Raw genomic sequence first — 16,259 nt, 5'->3', positions numbered from 1 at the left:
ATGAGCAGCATTAAAAACTTTTTAGAACTACCAACAGACAAACAAATCGGAGAAACCCACCATTTCTTCTTGATCCGAGACGGCTTTCCAGTTAGCCCAGGTCATACCTTAATTATAAGCAAAGCACTTCGCACCGATTATTTTGACCTCACTCCTGATGAAAAAGCTGACTTAGATAACGCGATCGGCCTGGCTAGATCCTTAGTAGAATCTGAGTTTACTCCTGACGGTTATAATATAGGCATGAACTGTGGTGAATCTGCCGGACAAACGGTTTTCCATTTTCACTGCCACCTGATTCCACGTTATTCTGGTGACATGGAGAATCCTAGAGGGGGTGTGAGGCATGTTATACCGAGTAAGGGAAGTTATTAGTACTTATAAAGAAAATATCGTATATTTTTCTCAAATCCGAATATTAATTACAATAAAGATTTATTGAACGCGGTTGTATTGTATTTAATTAAATAAACTCATACATTTTTCTAAGAAATCCTCAAAAATTTAAATAAAAAAAATCTTTAAAATCACAATTTCCCCAAATAAAAACAATCCTCAGATTTAGAATAACCTTCTGTATTGTAAATATTCGCTTGCATATAAAACAACTGGATATCAGTGTTTTCCATCGCAGCATAACCAACTCCTAAAGTGGAAATTTTATTATTCATTGGAGCAATTACTGTATTGTAATCGTCAAAGTCTTTGATGTAATTTAAAATTGTAGTTTTGACTTCCTGAGGATTAGTTAAAGAAACCTCCATTTTTTTTGCATGGGAATACATCGTTAATATCTGATCATATCTATGCTCATTAATTATCTGATTATTAATACTCATAGGATTATCACTAGATCCGATAATTAGAGTTACCATTTCAAATTCGAAGCTCTCTATTAATTTAATAACTCTTTCTACTTCAAACCCTACTAATATAATTAAATGATTTCTTCGGGTTGGGTCAAAATACCCAGGAAACCCAATGATAGATCTTAATTCTTTAACACCTTTTGTAAGCCATTTATCCGTATGTTCAGTTATATTATATGAATATTCCTGAACAGATGTATAGCTTACAAAGACTGTATCAGATTCCCTCTTATAATCTCGTATAACTCTAAATAAAATTAATAAATGTTCATGAGTAAAAGTGCTGATATCTAAAACCAAGAAAACTGGCTCATTCACAAATATATTAACACAATAGTTGACTATATTAATGAAAGAAAAAACGGGATCAGATATCTTCAGATCTATTTTTTGAACCTTATAATCCTGCAGAAGGTGACACATATGATTTCGAGATTCCTCAATTTCTTTCGCAAAATCTATTGTAGCAAAAATCCCTATATCATCTATTTCTTGACCAAGCATAACTTTTACTAGGGATGAAGATCTATCTTCAAAACTTGCGCAAGTTAAAAAATGGCTGACTTTACAACCTGCAAGTTGATGTTTTATATCCTTTAAGGTAATTTTCTCCATATTTTCTATGTAAATAATGTCAATTGATTGTCTTCAAAAGCGGAATTAACACCGCTTCGTTTTAATCGCCCAACAAAAGTATTTGGCTTTGTCATTGCTTCCAAAAGTATTTGGCAAGTAACAAATTTATATCCGGCAAAACTTGTCGGATCTAGTTTGAAATAAGGGGCTAACAATCTATTCAAAATATACAATTGAGCTTGACCAGTTCCCATCTTATTTCCAATTAAAGATTTCTGAAAATAACCTAATTCGACACCAAGTTTTAAAACCTTTCTTAGCTCTTCATTTGGATCATCTTGGAGTGCAAACGAAAAAACCCGTCTCTCTTTAGAATCAGAAATTAAAATCAAATGAAAAGTTTGACCTAAAGCTTCTAATAAATTACGAAGTAGTACAAAATCGTTAAGTTCTTCAGAGGAATTACTCGCATCTTCCTTTAACTTCGCAAAATTTTCTTCTAAAAACCATTTAGAATATTCTTTAATTTGTTCATCTTGAACTATTGGGGTAATAAATCTAATTTCTTCCTTTTCATTTTGTTTACTAAGCTGCATGGTAAACATCCTATGCGAAAAATCTATAAAATGTCTCATAACACCTGATGATATATTTACCAAATTATCAAATCCAGCATAACTGTAATGATTTCTATTTCCCTGTAGATTTTTTATAAAATCTGCTCTAGCGTATCTATAAGCAAAATCGTAACCTTTTTTTTCCCCTCCATTTTTTTTCTTATATTCTTCAAAAAGTTGATTTATCTTTTTTTCTTGATCTTTATCTGAAGGAAAATATTCATCAACACTTATATTACTTTTACTAGTGAATTTCCTAAGTCGCCTCTCGACAGCTTCTTTAATTCTTTCTCTATACAAACTTTTCTTCGTTGTATATATATCAGATATATTAATTTCCGAGTAATCATGAGGAGTATCAATTCTAGAATTATTTATAGTTTTATATGTCTTGTATCGCAATTGAGTAGAAATTTTTAAACTAACAATTTTAGAAATTCTTAATGAGACCCAAGTATTTAGAATTTTAGTCTGGATTATGTTTAAGTTGTCCGCATCATCGATCATAAGGTAAATAGGGCCTCTAGGAAAGAAAGGAAGTTCTTTCAAGCCTTCGAGAAAATTTAACATAAAACCATTAAAAAGACATAGCGGCCCCGAATAAGAGATATGTTTTCCTTCTGCTAAAAATATTTGTGAAATTAGAGTTCTTGTAAAATCTCTATTTATATCTTTACATATGTTACGTAAAAAAATAAAACATTGTTGAATAGTGCTAATCCCTTCTATTGAATAATCTTCATCCCAATAAGAGTCTTTTAATAAAGAAAAGAAAACATTTTCGATAAAAAAGCGACAACATTTCAGGTTTTCTTCCGATTCCTCAAAAGATATCCTACTTAAATTTTCAAATATTTTAATGGAAAAATTTATAACCATAAAATGTTCGTTAATTAAGTGTTCCCCATGCTTATTTTTAAGTAGTGATAAATCGGTTTTGTCCAATTGACCTTCCTTAATTGGTAAGTGCAGTGCCAAATAATCAAGGTTCTTGATTTCTTTTCCTTGAACTATTGATTGGCAATCAGGTTCCATATAACGAAAATACATACTCTTTCCAGAACCTCTGGGGCCATTTAAAAATGTATGCCCTAAATTTGGAACATTATAATATTCTCCTGAGTAAGGGACAAATAGATCTATTATGTCTTTTGCAGTAAGAGCTTCTGGCGATGTATATTCAAAAGGACTTTTCATTACCTAATTGTTTTGTTTTATTGATAAAGAATTGAAATATTCACCATCCAGTCTGGAGTTATTACGCGACAATTCAGGGCAAAGAATGTATATACTCGACGTATCAGATGGATATCCTCTATCTCTAATATCAAACACTAGTTTATCATGAATTTCGCAAATTTCCTCTTCACTATAAAATTGAATATGAACACGTATTCTATCTATATCAATGTTTTTTTTCATAAATCTCATGCAATAGCGTTTTTCGTAATACATTTTCATTAATCGTTCATATATTTCATCCATAAGAAAGACCTCCTCATCTAATTTACCAAATTTTCTACTCAAAAAGATATCAGGAACAGAAAATGTAACTTTTATTTGTGCGTCTGAATGTTCAAATTTAACGGATTGTAAACAATGTGCATATGCATGGAAAACTTCACTTTTTTTCGGTATTTTACCTGTCCTCAACAGAGTTGAACTAGCCCTAGTTTTATCGTCTGCCAGCTCATCGGCAAAGCGAAGTATACTCGCCAATAACCTCGGTCGAATATCACCATACATTGTATCTACTACTTTACTTAGAGAAGATATTTTATCTTTATTACCGTTTTCCAATTTCCCACCATGAGCCTCTGCTATTGATCTAATTGTCATTGCTTCTATAGTATCCCTACCACAAATTGCTCTTGCCTCTTTCATGATTTCCACAGAGTTTTTCTCATGATTATAACGCCCAAATATGTTTCCAATATCGTGAATTTGAATACAACAGAGTAAGAGATAAACTTCATATGGAGTTAAATTACAATCATCGGTTGCTACTAAATATGAAGCTCTAGATATAACCGTTTCGATGTGCTTTTCTCCATGATCATTTAGAAACATTTCTGGATCTTTTAAATTCGCTCCATGGACAACTTCCTCGTGAATTGGTTTCAAATGTTCTTTTAATTTTTTATAATGAGTATAATGATCCTCAATTTTGCCTTGAGGAAACATGTTGGGTTCTACATTTTTCAACCATTCTTCTAAATTCTTGTTCCCTAAATCCATTCAATCTTAACTTAAAATAATTTTCATAAAAATCTGCATAGCCAATAGAGGTGGAACTGCATTACCAATTTGCTGCTGTATCTCAACTAAACTTCCTTCAAAATAAAAATTGTCTGGAAAACTCTGTAACCTAGCAGCTTCTCGTACCGATAATCCTCTATCTTGGTATGGGTGAATAAGCATATTTTTTCTATAGTTCGATATTACTACTGATGGCTTATTTGGGTCCAGTCTACGATATATACCGCTATGGCATTTATTTCGATCCTTATAATTTTTCATCAATTCTTCCGGAATAGCTTTCCAATTTTGTCCAGGTTTTATATATCTATATCTTTCGATAACATAGTCTTTATTTTTTGAAACTAAATTTTGACAGCAATGAACTAGACCAGATCTCATTAATCTCGCGTATTCATTTTCTTTTGAAATCGTTTTTCCATAAGGTAACTTATCAATTAAATCTCCATTATTCAATAATGGTAGATCCTCAAAAGCTTGTTCAACAGTTATCTTTTGCTTATGTGGTTCTGGAAATATAAAATCTATTCCCATTAGATTACCAACCATTATAAAACGATTTCGATTTTGTGGTACCCCATAATCTGATGCACAAAGGATCTTCTCACTTGTCATATAACCTAATTCTTGAAATAAAGTCTTAATCTGCTTAACTGTATTCCCTTTATCAAAACTTGTTATCCCTTCAACATTTTCAAATAAAAACCATTTAGGTTTCAAATTTCGAACAAACCGGACAAACTCATGAAATAGATAATTATTAGGGTTGTCTAAATTTCTACTTTTCGTATTAGAAGATGAGAAACCTTGACAAGGAGGTCCTCCAAATAGAATAAAAGGTTCTTTAGGAGCTACCTCCATAGGATCAATATTTCTAATATCTTCTATAAGAACCATACTATTGGGGTGGTTTTTTTTAAAAGTTAATGCTGAACTTTTGTTTTTTTCGATAGCAACTTGTACTTTTATTCCAGCCATTTCGGCACCCAAGCTTAACCCACCCGCCCCACTAAATATGTCGACTGCAAATAACTCTTCCATGCGATCCTCAAAAACCACTTCCTTTTTTATTATTGAATTCTCCAATGTATTATTATAGAAATAAAAAATAAAGCTAATAATATGTGGCAAAATATGAATTTTTGTTGAAATAAAAAAAATTGGTTAATTGGGAAGTTAAAGGAAGAAGTGAGTTTGTGTTTAGACTTTGATCGTGAATGATTTAATATAAGGTCTGTTTGTTGGTTCCCTTGGTCGAGGGGAAACTAATTCCACATTTTGCTCATTTGTTTATAGCCCTTATAAGTATCAAACCATATATTTGCATTTTTATTACCCTAAAGTGCTTTAAATAAATGAGCTATTCCAAAAAAAAACATCCTAATCCTCAATCAAATTATTTAAATGTCGATAACTTAAAAGAAGTAGACTCAATAAAGATTCCTGAATTAATTACAATATTGACGATCGGATCAGGCTCTTGGTATGCTATTCTAACCTTTATTTTGGATATTTCTAATAATCCTGACAGTCCTACTATACTATTGGGATTAACTATAACTCATTTCATAAATACTATATTGATTGTTTGTTGTTTAATGGTTTTATATTACAGAACCGTATCTCTAACAGAAATTAAAAACCATAATCTTTCAAGATTAAATAAGATACATGGTCTTTGTATTAAAATTATTAAAATTTATTGGCTGCCTATCTTAATATTTTGTGTAATTGAATATCTGCTTTTAAGTTTTACAACTAATAACAGCAATGACTGGGTACTATCAATTTGTGTGATCTTGACATTATTAATCACTACTATTCTATTTTGCTATCTTTTTAAAATCACTCATAAAAAATTAGGAGTATTCATTTTGAATGAAATGGAATTAAGGTTTGCTCCTATTGTTATTATCGTTGCTTACTTACTTTTTTGTGTTGTAATGGTTTTAAGTTTTTCTAAAGTTGAATACAAATTTGAAAAAGAGTATTATTACAAAACTGAAACTCCAGTGCTATCATTAAGCCAGAAAGGATATTTACTTAAACCAATAATAAAGACAATTCAGTTTGAGAAAATAGATTCAGATACCGCATCTAATGATATTACGAAGTTTATTCAGATCAGCCCTGAGTCTATAAAAAAGAACAAAGATATTGTTCTAATAGCTTATGAAACCCCGATAGTTAGATTGCGAAAACAAATTTCAATTAAAGTGCCATATTTACAGAAGTTAGGGATTTCGACAATAACCGATTAATTAAAAATTGATTTGCCACATTCTTTTGTTTTATGTGTATAACAAAAGTATGGCAGCAACGGAGGAAAACAAGGTGTATGTAAGCGGTATATGGGAGATACCGAAAAGTCACGTATTTATCGTTGATATTCTAACTCAAATAAGAAATGCGACATTCTATTAGAAAGTCGCATTTGCATTTAAGTATCATGTCGGCATTAGGTCGCTAAAATCCCTGCTGTTCTCAACTTAGCCTTTAAATCCCGAAGCTCTAACAGTATGGACTGTACCTCCATCTGAGTATATGTAGTAGATGGATTACTTGCACTATCAGGAGAGACTGCAGCCTGACTTACTACTCCTTTTGAGCTAGCTGAAGCGTTTGGAGCCGCGGACCTGAAAACGAATCCATCCCAGATCATAAGTGTATTGGTGTCGGTGTTAAACCAGTCATAAGCACGTAGTGACCCCTGATCCAATGAAGGCATATTTGCTGTCCCACCTATATTCTGAAAATCATTGAGTGTATAATTTTTCAACTTTTTAAGATGATTCCCCATGCTAATACAATTGGTCCGATTGAGCGGTACCTGATAAAATATACCTGTTCCTCCCGAAAAATCACGGCCGTTGATGCTATTATTGCGGACAGTGATATCTGTGGCCGAGATTGTATTATTAATATATATTCCAGTCTGATTGATCGCTGACAAGATAATATCATTGTCTGCCACGACTACCAAATCATTTGCATGGAGAGGTGACAATAGAAGTATACCGCCATCAATTTCATTCTTTGTGATTCTCAAATTCTTACCGGAGGAAATTTGTAATGGCGATTTAAGCCTATTACCTGAAATAGTCCCTGTATAGGCAAAAGTTCCAGCAGTGTTGTTAATGGAATTAAACATTTTTAATGATACAATATCATTGTTCACGATCTCGACTTTGGAAAGTTCAGCGCCACTATTTTTATTAAACTCGTAACTTCCAACACCAGTGTTGTCTGCAAATATTAAATCGACCTGATGGACAAAACCCGAGAGCACATTTCCCCCATTAAAATGATTATTAGTTACTACAGATTTACCCAAATTTCTGGTCTGCAAAGAAGGAAGGATTTTATTTTGCTGGGAGCAATAGTTGTTGTTGAATACCAAATTGTTAAATCCTATTGATGTTTCAATGATGAAAGTAGAGCTATTACTTGCCGGATTAGTATTATGTAGGTAATTCGAGTCTATTTCCAGATCAGTGATACTATCACCGTTTTCAAAATTATGTACCAAACATCCATAGAAAGTCCCCTTTATTGTATTTCTGGTTATTCTTAAATTCCCATTAAATGAACTAAAATTTATACCAACTAGAGATCTGTTGTATGATATATTGTAAATCTGATTATTGTCAATAACAACATTACATTTTGACCTATCTGTCCGCGCGAATACTATGCCCTGACACACTAAATCTTCAGGAGAAGTCTGATACATGAAAGCTTTATTATCATAGATATATGCTTCATGACCATACTCAATCCAAAAAATTCCGCTCGGATTGGAACATCTTGTCTTAGGATGTTTTTTATAGATGGTATTGTTATATATGAACACTTTGCCATTTACATTCTTATTCGGGACGTCATAAACAACATTAAGTCGATTAACGTTTGTAAATATGCAGTTATAACAATGCCCCTCATGTCCTAAAAACATTACGCCATCGCCATTGTCAGTAAAATATTTAGATCCATCAACAAGTTGATCGTATAATATTTCGGTACCGTTTACTTTAAATTTATCCGGCAATATCCCTATGTCACCAAAATTACAGTTGCGGACAATAGTCTTGATTACCTCTCTATTGCTTTCTACTGCTGTTCTGGCTATATTTTCAAAGACACAATTGTCAATGGTAAGGAGATTCCCAGATAGACTATATATCCCCCATCCATGTATATTTTTAAAACTACATGTATTGATATTAGCCTCAGTATAGTTATTTACCCTTACAGGAATAGTATTTTGTGAGGTTCTAGCATTATTGGCAACATGGATTTGTACTTCCCTTTCATAGAAACTTTCATCATTATTTCTAGTTCCGTCGAAATTTATATCAGAAATATTGAGATTATGTCCTGAACAATTAAAGTCAAATATCACTACTCCTCCTGTGCCTAATTTTCTTTTTACTAGCACACCTGATCCATTTAATTCCAAATTTCTTTTGAGATTAAAAACTATGCTTCCGCTGATTTCAAAACTTGATAATCCTTTAAAAGTTAGACTGGAGACTAAAGTATTAGAACTAATGTATGCAGAAATCGCTATTAATTGGGTTTTAGCATCCACATTCGATTGAACACCAAAATATCTCGCATCAATTTCACCCACAAATTTATGTACGAGCTTAATACCGCCTACGTGGATAACGCTTCCACCATCATCTGGTCCAGGATCGGGAGTAAGTGGAGCTAGATAATAAATAATCGGCGCTGGGGTGTCCCCTTTCTGGTGATAGCCTAATAGTTGTACACCATCATAAGTTCCGGTCTGCAGTGCAGCGATTTCAGCGGTAGATAATGTTGTCATATCCGCCATTGTTTCCTTAATTAAAAATTGATTTGCCATATTCTTTTGTTTTTATGTGTATAGCAAAAGTATGGCTGCTACAGAGGCTATCCGAGGAAAACAAGGTTTATGTAAGCGGCATGGGAGACATACCGAAAAGTATGAGGTTTGAAATACAAAATACCACAGATTAATATATTCTTTTTAAATTGTAGAGGAAATTGCGAAAAACTATGAAATCAGTTTTCACCTTAAAATACATATTACATACTGGAGGCTGGGCCATTCTTGAAATTGGCAATATAGAAAAGACTGTCACAGTCAACATTTCCTTTTTTCACGATTCGTTGAAAGAATTGGCACAATCTGCCATTGAATTAAAAACTAAAGGTGAAAAATCAGTTGTTTTTATGGATGAACCTGGCGAGCATAAACTTATATTGAAAAAAAACGGTACTAGTATTTCCTATGAACTCCGGTGGTACAAAGATTGGGCTAGTTGGAACCTCATAAGTGGTGATAATTTTGAGACCATACTTTCGGGAGCTACTACCCTGCCGAAATACATTAATTTGGTACGGGAGAATCTGATAAGAATATGGAATGAAGAAGGGTTAGAAGGCTATAAGAAAAAATGGTGTAAACATGATTTCCCCCTCAGTGAATATGAACTTCTGAAGGGATAACCAGTTTTAATCTTATTATAGAGTATTAGTTCTAAAAAGACTCGGTAAACTAAAATCAAAGAATGGGCAACATAACAGTAGACCAAAGATTCCAAGAGTGGCTGGAAACTATAAATAAAATAGAAAAAATTGATAAATCGATAATTGCTTTCAATTTTGGACTTTTTGAATCAGAAGAGGGTTTCACAATGTATCTCAATGGTTCAAAAACCTTTGATGAGGATGATGAGGACTGGGCCACAAACATGGACTTTGAACCCAAACAGAAGTATTTTTCATTTGGAAGCGAATTTCTAAAGGATAAAAATTGGCAAGATATTTTAAATTATTCTGAACACCTCGTTCAAACATATGTTACTTCCGAGAATTTTAAAGCTTCTATTTTCGCCCATGCAAAAGCAATAGCAGTAGGATTTGATGATGGCAGTCTAACAATTATTAAATCTCAATAATTACGGAAATTATTAAAAAAAATGTTTAACGGATCATCATAAACGGAAAGGTCAATGGTCCGGTAGCCTTACCTGTTTTTCAGACAAATTAAAAATGTTAAATTAGTTTGTTATATATTATGAAAAAGAGCAAGTTTTCAGAACATCAAATCGTCAATATTTATAGTCTTGTATGCAATAAAAAAAACTCCCTTATTAATCGATAAGGGAGCCTTTTTGGCTAGATGTCCACTATAGTTAAATGATATTAAACTCCAGCTTCTTTATCGGTAAAAATCTGGACTCCTGCTTTCTTTTCAATTAACTGTAGCGGATATAGTTCAGGATTATATACACCATTAAGAACTTCATTCAAAGCGTTTTTCTTGGATTTACCAAACGTAACAATCAGAATATTTTCAGCTTTATTGATAATAGGTTCAGTCAAAGTAATTCTGAACATTGCCTGTGGCTTTAGATAGTAGGCATCAACCCATTTTTCTTTTTCTTGTAAAATCTTTTCACCTGGAAACAGAGAAGCTGTGTGGCCATCATCCCCCATTCCTAAAAGGATGAAATCAAAAATACCGTCATCTCCCAAAACATTTCTGATTTGAGTTTCGTATTCTTTAGCGTAATTTTCAGGCTCAATTCCCTCTTTATACATGGGGAAAATCTGATTTTTATTGACTGGAACCTTATTCAAAAGTACTTCCAAAGTCATCTTAAAATTACTTTTCTCATCTTCAAGAGGAACCCATCTTTCATCTACCCAAAAAAAATGGATTTTGTTCCAAATTATTTTATCTGCATACTCGGGAGTAGCTAATAAGCTAAAAATGGCTTTCGGTGAAGAGCCACCACTCAACGCGACCACAAATTTATCATGCTTCTGGATTGCTTTTTTAGAAAGCTCAACAAATGTATCTGCTGCTTTTTTATATAAAGCATCCAGGTTATCAAATATCGTAATATTCATTCTCTTTTCATTAGATTTTAAACCCACTGATGTCCCTGCCGCTCTACCAGTGCATCACTGTCATCAGGCCCCCAGTTTCCTGAAGCATAATTTGGGAAAGATGGATCTTTGGTTTTTTCCCAGGTTTCCTGAATCGTTTTTATCACATCCCAAGCTTCTTCTACCTGATCAGAGCGCATAAACAGTGTAAGGTCGCCCACAAGTGCTTCCAATAAAAGCGTTTCATAAGCTTCGGGCGTATCCGTCTGACAGGCAAAATTATCAAAAATCATTTCTACAGGTTTAAGCTGTAAAGACAAGCCCGGTTTTTTAGACATAAACTGCAATCTGATGTCCATTTGTGGCTGGATATTAATAATCAATCGGTTTGCTGACAGAAGCGAGCTGCTTTCTGAAAACGTAGAATTTGGAAGTGGCTTAAACTGAATCGTTATATAAGAATGCTTTTCTTTCATCTTCTTCCCGGTACGGACATAAAAAGGAACATCCTCCCATCTTTCATTATCCAGATAAAACTTAATAGCGACAAATGTTTCCGTATTGGAATCATGAGCAATTCCCTCTTCCTGGCGATAGCCATTTACTTTTAGCCCATTTACTTTGCCTCGTCCGTACTGTCCTCTTACCGCATAATGATCTACTTTGTCGGGAGAAATCCTACGGATGGATTTTAAAACATCAACTTTACGATCCCTGATCTCACCCGATTCAAGTGACGCCGGAGGTTCCATAGCAACCATACAAAGAATTTGCAAAAGATGGTTCTGAATCATATCGCGCAAAGCTCCTGTCTGCTCATAAAAACTGGCTCTTGTTTCCACGCCTACTTCTTCGGCAACCGTAATCTGCACCGATTCTATATGTCTGTGATTCCAAAGAGGTTCAAAAATTGAATTTCCGAACCTGAACGCTAAAATATTCTGAACGGTTTCTTTACCTAAATAATGATCGATACGATAAATCTGTTCTTCTTGAAAAGTTTGTGAAAGAAGATTATTTAGCTCAATGGCAGATGCTTTATTGTGACCAAAAGGTTTTTCGATAATAATTCGATCTGTTGTAGGATCAGATGCTATTGACGTATTTTTAAGATGATTTGAAATTACCGATACAAAGTTTGGTGCAATCGACAAATAGAAAAGTCTGTTTCCTCTCATTCCGTACACTTTATCAAAATTTTCCAGTTTCTGATATAAATTCTGATAAGAGCTTTCTTCATCAAGCTGATGCTGAAAATAGCTGATGTGAGCCTGAAAACCAGCCCAATCTTCCTTGATTACAGGCTTCCTGGAAAAACTCTCCAGATTTTCTTTAATATAAGCCCTGAATTTTTCATCCGTATTTTCGGCTCTTCCTAAAGCTAAAATATTAAACCCTTTGGGCATTCGGCCATCGATATATAAATTGTAGAAGGCAGGAAAAAGCTTTCTTTTTGCCAAATCCCCTGTTGCACCAAAAATAACGATGGTTGTTGGATGCAGGATTGTATTGTCACTCATTGTTAGATTCCGTTATTTGGGTTTTGCCATGACGTATGAAAGACTCCTGCTCTGTCAGTTCTTTGGTAAGTGTGTGCACCAAAATAATCACGCTGAGCCTGAAGCAGGTTTACAGGTAAAGATGCTGTGGTGTAAGCTTCGAAATATCCTAGAGCCGACTGAATTCCTAAACTTGGAATTCCGTTTGATACAGCAAAAGCAGCTGTTTTTCTTAATGGAGAAATTTTGTCTTTTACAATTTCTGCAATTTCCGGATCCAATAAAATATTAGATAAGTTCTCGTCTTTTGAATAAGCCAGATAAAATTTTTCCAATAAAACCGAACGGATGATACATCCACCCCTCCAGATTTTAACAACATCTTTTAACGGAATTTCAAACTGATATTCTTCAGAAGCTTTTACCAATAATGCCAAACCTTGCGCATAACTGATTAAAGTAGATAAATACAAAGCTTCCCCCACTTCTTTGATGAACAATTCTGTATTTTCAGGAGTTTTTACTTCTTCCTTAGCATATAATTGAGAAGCTTTCACGCGCTCATCTTTGTAAGCGGATAAAATTCTTGATGTTACTGCAATATCGATGGTTGGAATAGACACCCCAACTTCCATAGCCTCCTGGGAGGTCCATTTTCCGGTTCCTTTTGCTCCTGCTTTATCTAAAATCTTGTCGACAAGATAACCGTCTGTTACATCATCTTTTTGCTGGAAAATATCTCTTGTTATTTCAATAAGGAAAGAATTCATCTCGCCTTCATTCCATCTTTTGAAAACTTCATGCAATTGTTCATTGTTAAGATTAGCTCCTTTTCGCAGTAAATCGTATGCTTCACTGATCAATTGCATGATGGCATATTCAATACCGTTGTGAACCATTTTAACATAATTTCCTGCAGCTCCTTTGCCCATATAAGCGGTGCAGGGCTCCCCGTTTACTTTTGCTGAAATGACTTCCAGCATAGGCTTCACCAAATTGAAAACTTCCAAATCTCCACCCGGCATAATACTTGGTCCTCTTCTTGCGCCCTGCTCTCCTCCAGAAACTCCCATTCCCATAAAATGCAGGTTTTTAGAAGCTAAATCAGCTATACGTCTCTCGGTATCTTTGAAATAAGAATTTCCCGCATCAACGACAATATCTTTTGGACTCAGAAGTGGTGTTATGCTTTCAAGAACAGCATCAACCGGTTTGCCAGCAGGAACCATCAAAATAACTTTTCGCGGACTGTCTAAACTCAACACAAATTCCTCTAGAGAAACAGTTCCAACAACCTTTGTACCTGAAGCTACTCCTTTACGAAGTTCTACTACCTTTTCTTCATCTAAATCGAATCCTACGACAGAGAAACCATTATCGGCAATATTGTAAAGCAGATTTCTTCCCATTACACCCAGACCAATGACCCCGTAATTATACTTTTCCATTCTTACTTAAAGTTTATGTTATGCATCAAATTTACTGAAATGCATGCCAGTAAAAAAATTATCTAAAATTTTCTTTCAATTGTGACATTTTTATCATCAACTGGACATTTTGAGAAACTCCAGATAGCCAGTTACATTATTATGCGGATGAGATTCGAGCACTCTTTTAAGCTTTAAGATGGTAGCTTCAAATACAGGAACCACTTTACTTATCGTGCTATCACTATGTACGATACCGATAAGGCAGCTAGCGATCCACCAAAACTTTCACTGATTCGCCATTTTGGTCGATAAATGTAGTCTGCGTTTTAAATAATTGATACCACTTTCGGAACGTACCTATAAATACAAGCAGCATCAGGAGCATGGCCAATATCGCCAGTGAAGCTAATAGTAGTTGCCCTTTGGGTAAATAAATATCCACTACCTGCAGATAGCCTGCCCAAAAGGTGATACCGGCCATAAATACGCCTGGTATCGCCGTAAATAAAGCATATTTCTTCCTATTCATCCGAATAAGCATCGTCGTACAGACAATAAGGCCACAGGCAGCCAATAGCTGGTTGCTAATGCCAAATAAGGGCCAGATACTGCTTACATTGCCGGTAAAAACAAGATAGCCCCAGGAAAAAGTGAAAAGAGCACTGCATAGCCAAACGCCGGGTTTCCAATCTTTGTCTTTAAAAGCTGGAAAGACATTGCCCAGCATTTCCTGCAAAAAGAATCGTCCGACCCGCGTCCCGGCATCGATAGCCGTAAGGATAAACACGGCTTCAAACATAATGGCAAAATTGTACCAGTAAGCCATCACATCGTTCATAAAGGGAACTTTATCAAAGATATGGGCCATCCCCACGGCAAGGGAAACAGCTCCGCCTGTACGGCCATGGAGGTCTACTCCTATCCGATCTGAAAAATGCTGTAGATCCACGGCTTTTAATTCGGGATGCCTTGCCAGAAAATTTGCATAATCGCTGACTGGTGTGTTGATCGCAAAATAGTCGCCCGGTAACAGGGTGCATGCTGCGATCAAGGCCATTAAGGCCACAAATCCTTCCACCAACATCGCGCCGTAGCCTACAAAAAGTATCTCTTTTTCGGTGCCCAGCATCTTAGGTGTCGTGCCTGTGGCAATAATCGCATGGAAACCCGAAATTGCCCCACAGGCGATCACGATAAAAATAAATGGCAGCACAGGGCCGCCGATCACAGGGCCGCCGCCATGAATAAAATTGGTCAGCGCAGGCATTTGGATTATCGGATGCACAAAGACAATGCCCACGGCCAGCATCAGAATCGTGCCAATCTTGAGATAGGTGGAAAGGTAATCCCTTGGAACAAGAAGCAGCCAGATGGGTAGCACCGAAGCCAAAAACCCGTAAATAGCAATCGCAATCGAAATGGTCTTGACATCCCAATCAAAAAGGTTGTAAATGACCGGAATTTCCATCAAACGATGGCCTGCAATGATGCCCACGATCAATAATATTCCCCCTAATATACTGGCCAAGGTGACGGATCTGGCTCTATAGCGCATCAATAGTCCCATAAATATGGCAATCGGCATGGTCAGAATAATGGTAAATAAGGACCAAGGTGCCTCATGCATGGCGCTGATACAGGCAAGGGAAAGGCCTGCCAAGGTCAGGATCAGGATGAACAGAACGGCTATACCGGCTATACCGCCCACAACGGGACCGATCTCCTTAGACGCAATGGTAGCCAGGCTCTGCCCTTTGTGCCTTACCGAAGCAAATAGCACAACCATATCGTGCACCCCCCCGCCTAGGACACAACCAATCAAAATCCAGAGTGCACCGGGAAGATAGCCAAACTGGGCCGCAAGCACTGGCCCTACCAATGGCCCTGCAGCAGCTATAGCAGCAAAATGATGTCCAAACAACACCTTGCGGTCTGTCTTGACATAATCATGGCCATCAGCAAACTCGACTGCTGGCGTCGTGATGGCATCGTTGAGCCGGAGTACTTTCTGTGCCATAAAGACCCCGTAAAAACGGTAGGCGATTGCAAAAATTAAAATTGATGCAAAAACCAGTGTAAGGGCATTCATATGATCTAAATCCATCCTATATCCAGTATAATTCT

At 35.5% G+C, this 16,259-nt stretch carries 13 protein-coding genes; 4 read left to right on the top strand and 9 right to left on the bottom strand.

The window, feature by feature from the left end; all coding sequences use genetic code 11:
• Complete coding sequence (locus DFQ12_RS00865) at positions 1-375, top strand: HIT family protein (protein WP_208642405.1); 375 nt, start codon at positions 1-3, stop codon at positions 373-375.
• Positions 376-527: 152 nt separating this feature from the next.
• Here the strand turns inward: DFQ12_RS00865 and DFQ12_RS00860 are convergent, their stop codons facing one another.
• The 4 genes from DFQ12_RS00860 to DFQ12_RS00845 are packed head-to-tail and all read right to left on the bottom strand — an operon-like array spanning position 528 to position 5,452.
• A complete protein-coding gene (locus DFQ12_RS00860) occupies positions 528-1,484 on the bottom strand; it encodes an HFX_2341 family transcriptional regulator domain-containing protein (protein WP_120257144.1) in 957 nt (318 codons plus the stop codon).
• A gap of 5 nt (positions 1,485-1,489) precedes the next feature.
• Entirely contained in the window at positions 1,490-3,259 is a 1,770-nt protein-coding gene (locus DFQ12_RS00855) for an ORC-CDC6 family AAA ATPase (protein ID WP_120257143.1), read from the bottom strand.
• 3 nt (positions 3,260-3,262) lie between these two features.
• Positions 3,263-4,300: an HD domain-containing protein gene (locus tag DFQ12_RS00850; RefSeq protein ID WP_120257142.1), complete on the bottom strand. Its 1,038-nt coding sequence runs from the start codon at positions 4,298-4,300 to the stop codon at positions 3,263-3,265.
• A gap of 6 nt (positions 4,301-4,306) precedes the next feature.
• Positions 4,307-5,452, bottom strand: coding sequence for a DNA cytosine methyltransferase (locus DFQ12_RS00845; protein ID WP_208642404.1), 1,146 nt, complete (start codon positions 5,450-5,452; stop codon positions 4,307-4,309).
• Positions 5,453-5,676: 224 nt separating this feature from the next.
• Between DFQ12_RS00845 and DFQ12_RS00840 the strand changes: the two genes are divergently transcribed.
• The gene (locus tag DFQ12_RS00840) at positions 5,677-6,582 is read left to right on the top strand and encodes a hypothetical protein (protein ID WP_120257141.1); all 906 of its coding nucleotides are present in this window, start codon (positions 5,677-5,679) and stop codon (positions 6,580-6,582) included.
• A 197-nt stretch (positions 6,583-6,779) separates the two neighbouring features.
• Here the strand turns inward: DFQ12_RS00840 and DFQ12_RS00835 are convergent, their stop codons facing one another.
• Complete coding sequence (locus DFQ12_RS00835) at positions 6,780-9,191, bottom strand: hypothetical protein (protein ID WP_120257140.1); 2,412 nt, start codon at positions 9,189-9,191, stop codon at positions 6,780-6,782.
• A 173-nt stretch (positions 9,192-9,364) separates the two neighbouring features.
• Here DFQ12_RS00835 and DFQ12_RS00830 point away from each other — a divergent pair, with 173 nt between their 5' ends.
• Together DFQ12_RS00830 and DFQ12_RS00825 are read left to right on the top strand one after the other, a co-directional pair.
• The gene (locus DFQ12_RS00830; protein WP_120257139.1) at positions 9,365-9,817 is read left to right on the top strand and encodes a hypothetical protein; all 453 of its coding nucleotides are present in this window, start codon (positions 9,365-9,367) and stop codon (positions 9,815-9,817) included.
• Between the two features lie 62 nt (positions 9,818-9,879).
• Positions 9,880-10,269 carry a hypothetical protein gene (locus DFQ12_RS00825; protein WP_120257138.1) on the top strand — a complete coding sequence of 130 codons (390 nt, stop codon included), beginning with the start codon at positions 9,880-9,882 and terminating at the stop codon, positions 10,267-10,269.
• A 247-nt stretch (positions 10,270-10,516) separates the two neighbouring features.
• Here DFQ12_RS00825 and pgl read toward each other — a convergent pair whose 3' ends face one another.
• The 4 genes from pgl to DFQ12_RS00805 all read right to left on the bottom strand — a co-directional run bounded on the left by pgl (position 10,517) and on the right by DFQ12_RS00805 (position 16,239).
• Positions 10,517-11,227: a 6-phosphogluconolactonase gene (gene pgl, locus DFQ12_RS00820; RefSeq protein WP_120257137.1), complete on the bottom strand. Its 711-nt coding sequence runs from the start codon at positions 11,225-11,227 to the stop codon at positions 10,517-10,519.
• A 17-nt stretch (positions 11,228-11,244) separates the two neighbouring features.
• The gene (gene zwf / locus DFQ12_RS00815) at positions 11,245-12,726 is read right to left on the bottom strand and encodes a glucose-6-phosphate dehydrogenase (RefSeq protein ID WP_120257136.1); all 1,482 of its coding nucleotides are present in this window, start codon (positions 12,724-12,726) and stop codon (positions 11,245-11,247) included.
• Between the two features lie 2 nt (positions 12,727-12,728).
• The gene (gndA, locus tag DFQ12_RS00810; protein WP_120257135.1) at positions 12,729-14,153 is read right to left on the bottom strand and encodes an NADP-dependent phosphogluconate dehydrogenase; all 1,425 of its coding nucleotides are present in this window, start codon (positions 14,151-14,153) and stop codon (positions 12,729-12,731) included.
• A gap of 247 nt (positions 14,154-14,400) precedes the next feature.
• Entirely contained in the window at positions 14,401-16,239 is a 1,839-nt protein-coding gene (locus DFQ12_RS00805; RefSeq protein ID WP_244211649.1) for a carbon starvation CstA family protein, read from the bottom strand.
• Positions 16,240-16,259: the final 20 nt, after the last annotated feature.

Origin of the sequence: Sphingobacterium detergens, assembly GCF_003610355.1 — a bacterium.
Taxonomy (GTDB): Bacteria; Bacteroidota; Bacteroidia; order Sphingobacteriales; family Sphingobacteriaceae; genus Sphingobacterium; species Sphingobacterium detergens.
Note: the sequence above shows the minus strand (reverse complement) of the source record. Positions and strands in the feature narration are given on the sequence as shown.

Excerpts from the sequence above, each read along its gene's own strand:
- DFQ12_RS00830 (WP_120257139.1), top strand. The coding sequence starts at position 9,365 with ATGAAATCAGTTTTCACCTTAAAATACATATTACATACTGGAGGCTGG.
- DFQ12_RS00835 (WP_120257140.1), bottom strand. The coding sequence starts at position 9,191 with ATGGCAAATCAATTTTTAATTAAGGAAACAATGGCGGATATGACAACA.
- DFQ12_RS00840 (WP_120257141.1), top strand. The coding sequence starts at position 5,677 with ATGAGCTATTCCAAAAAAAAACATCCTAATCCTCAATCAAATTATTTA.
- DFQ12_RS00865 (WP_208642405.1), top strand. The coding sequence starts at position 1 with ATGAGCAGCATTAAAAACTTTTTAGAACTACCAACAGACAAACAAATC.
- pgl (WP_120257137.1), bottom strand. The coding sequence starts at position 11,227 with ATGAATATTACGATATTTGATAACCTGGATGCTTTATATAAAAAAGCA.
- DFQ12_RS00860 (WP_120257144.1), bottom strand. The coding sequence starts at position 1,484 with ATGGAGAAAATTACCTTAAAGGATATAAAACATCAACTTGCAGGTTGT.
- gndA (WP_120257135.1), bottom strand. The coding sequence starts at position 14,153 with ATGGAAAAGTATAATTACGGGGTCATTGGTCTGGGTGTAATGGGAAGA.
- DFQ12_RS00850 (WP_120257142.1), bottom strand. The coding sequence starts at position 4,300 with ATGGATTTAGGGAACAAGAATTTAGAAGAATGGTTGAAAAATGTAGAA.
- DFQ12_RS00825 (WP_120257138.1), top strand. The coding sequence starts at position 9,880 with ATGGGCAACATAACAGTAGACCAAAGATTCCAAGAGTGGCTGGAAACT.
- DFQ12_RS00855 (WP_120257143.1), bottom strand. The coding sequence starts at position 3,259 with ATGAAAAGTCCTTTTGAATATACATCGCCAGAAGCTCTTACTGCAAAA.
- DFQ12_RS00805 (WP_244211649.1), bottom strand. The coding sequence starts at position 16,239 with ATGGATTTAGATCATATGAATGCCCTTACACTGGTTTTTGCATCAATT.
- zwf (WP_120257136.1), bottom strand. The coding sequence starts at position 12,726 with ATGAGTGACAATACAATCCTGCATCCAACAACCATCGTTATTTTTGGT.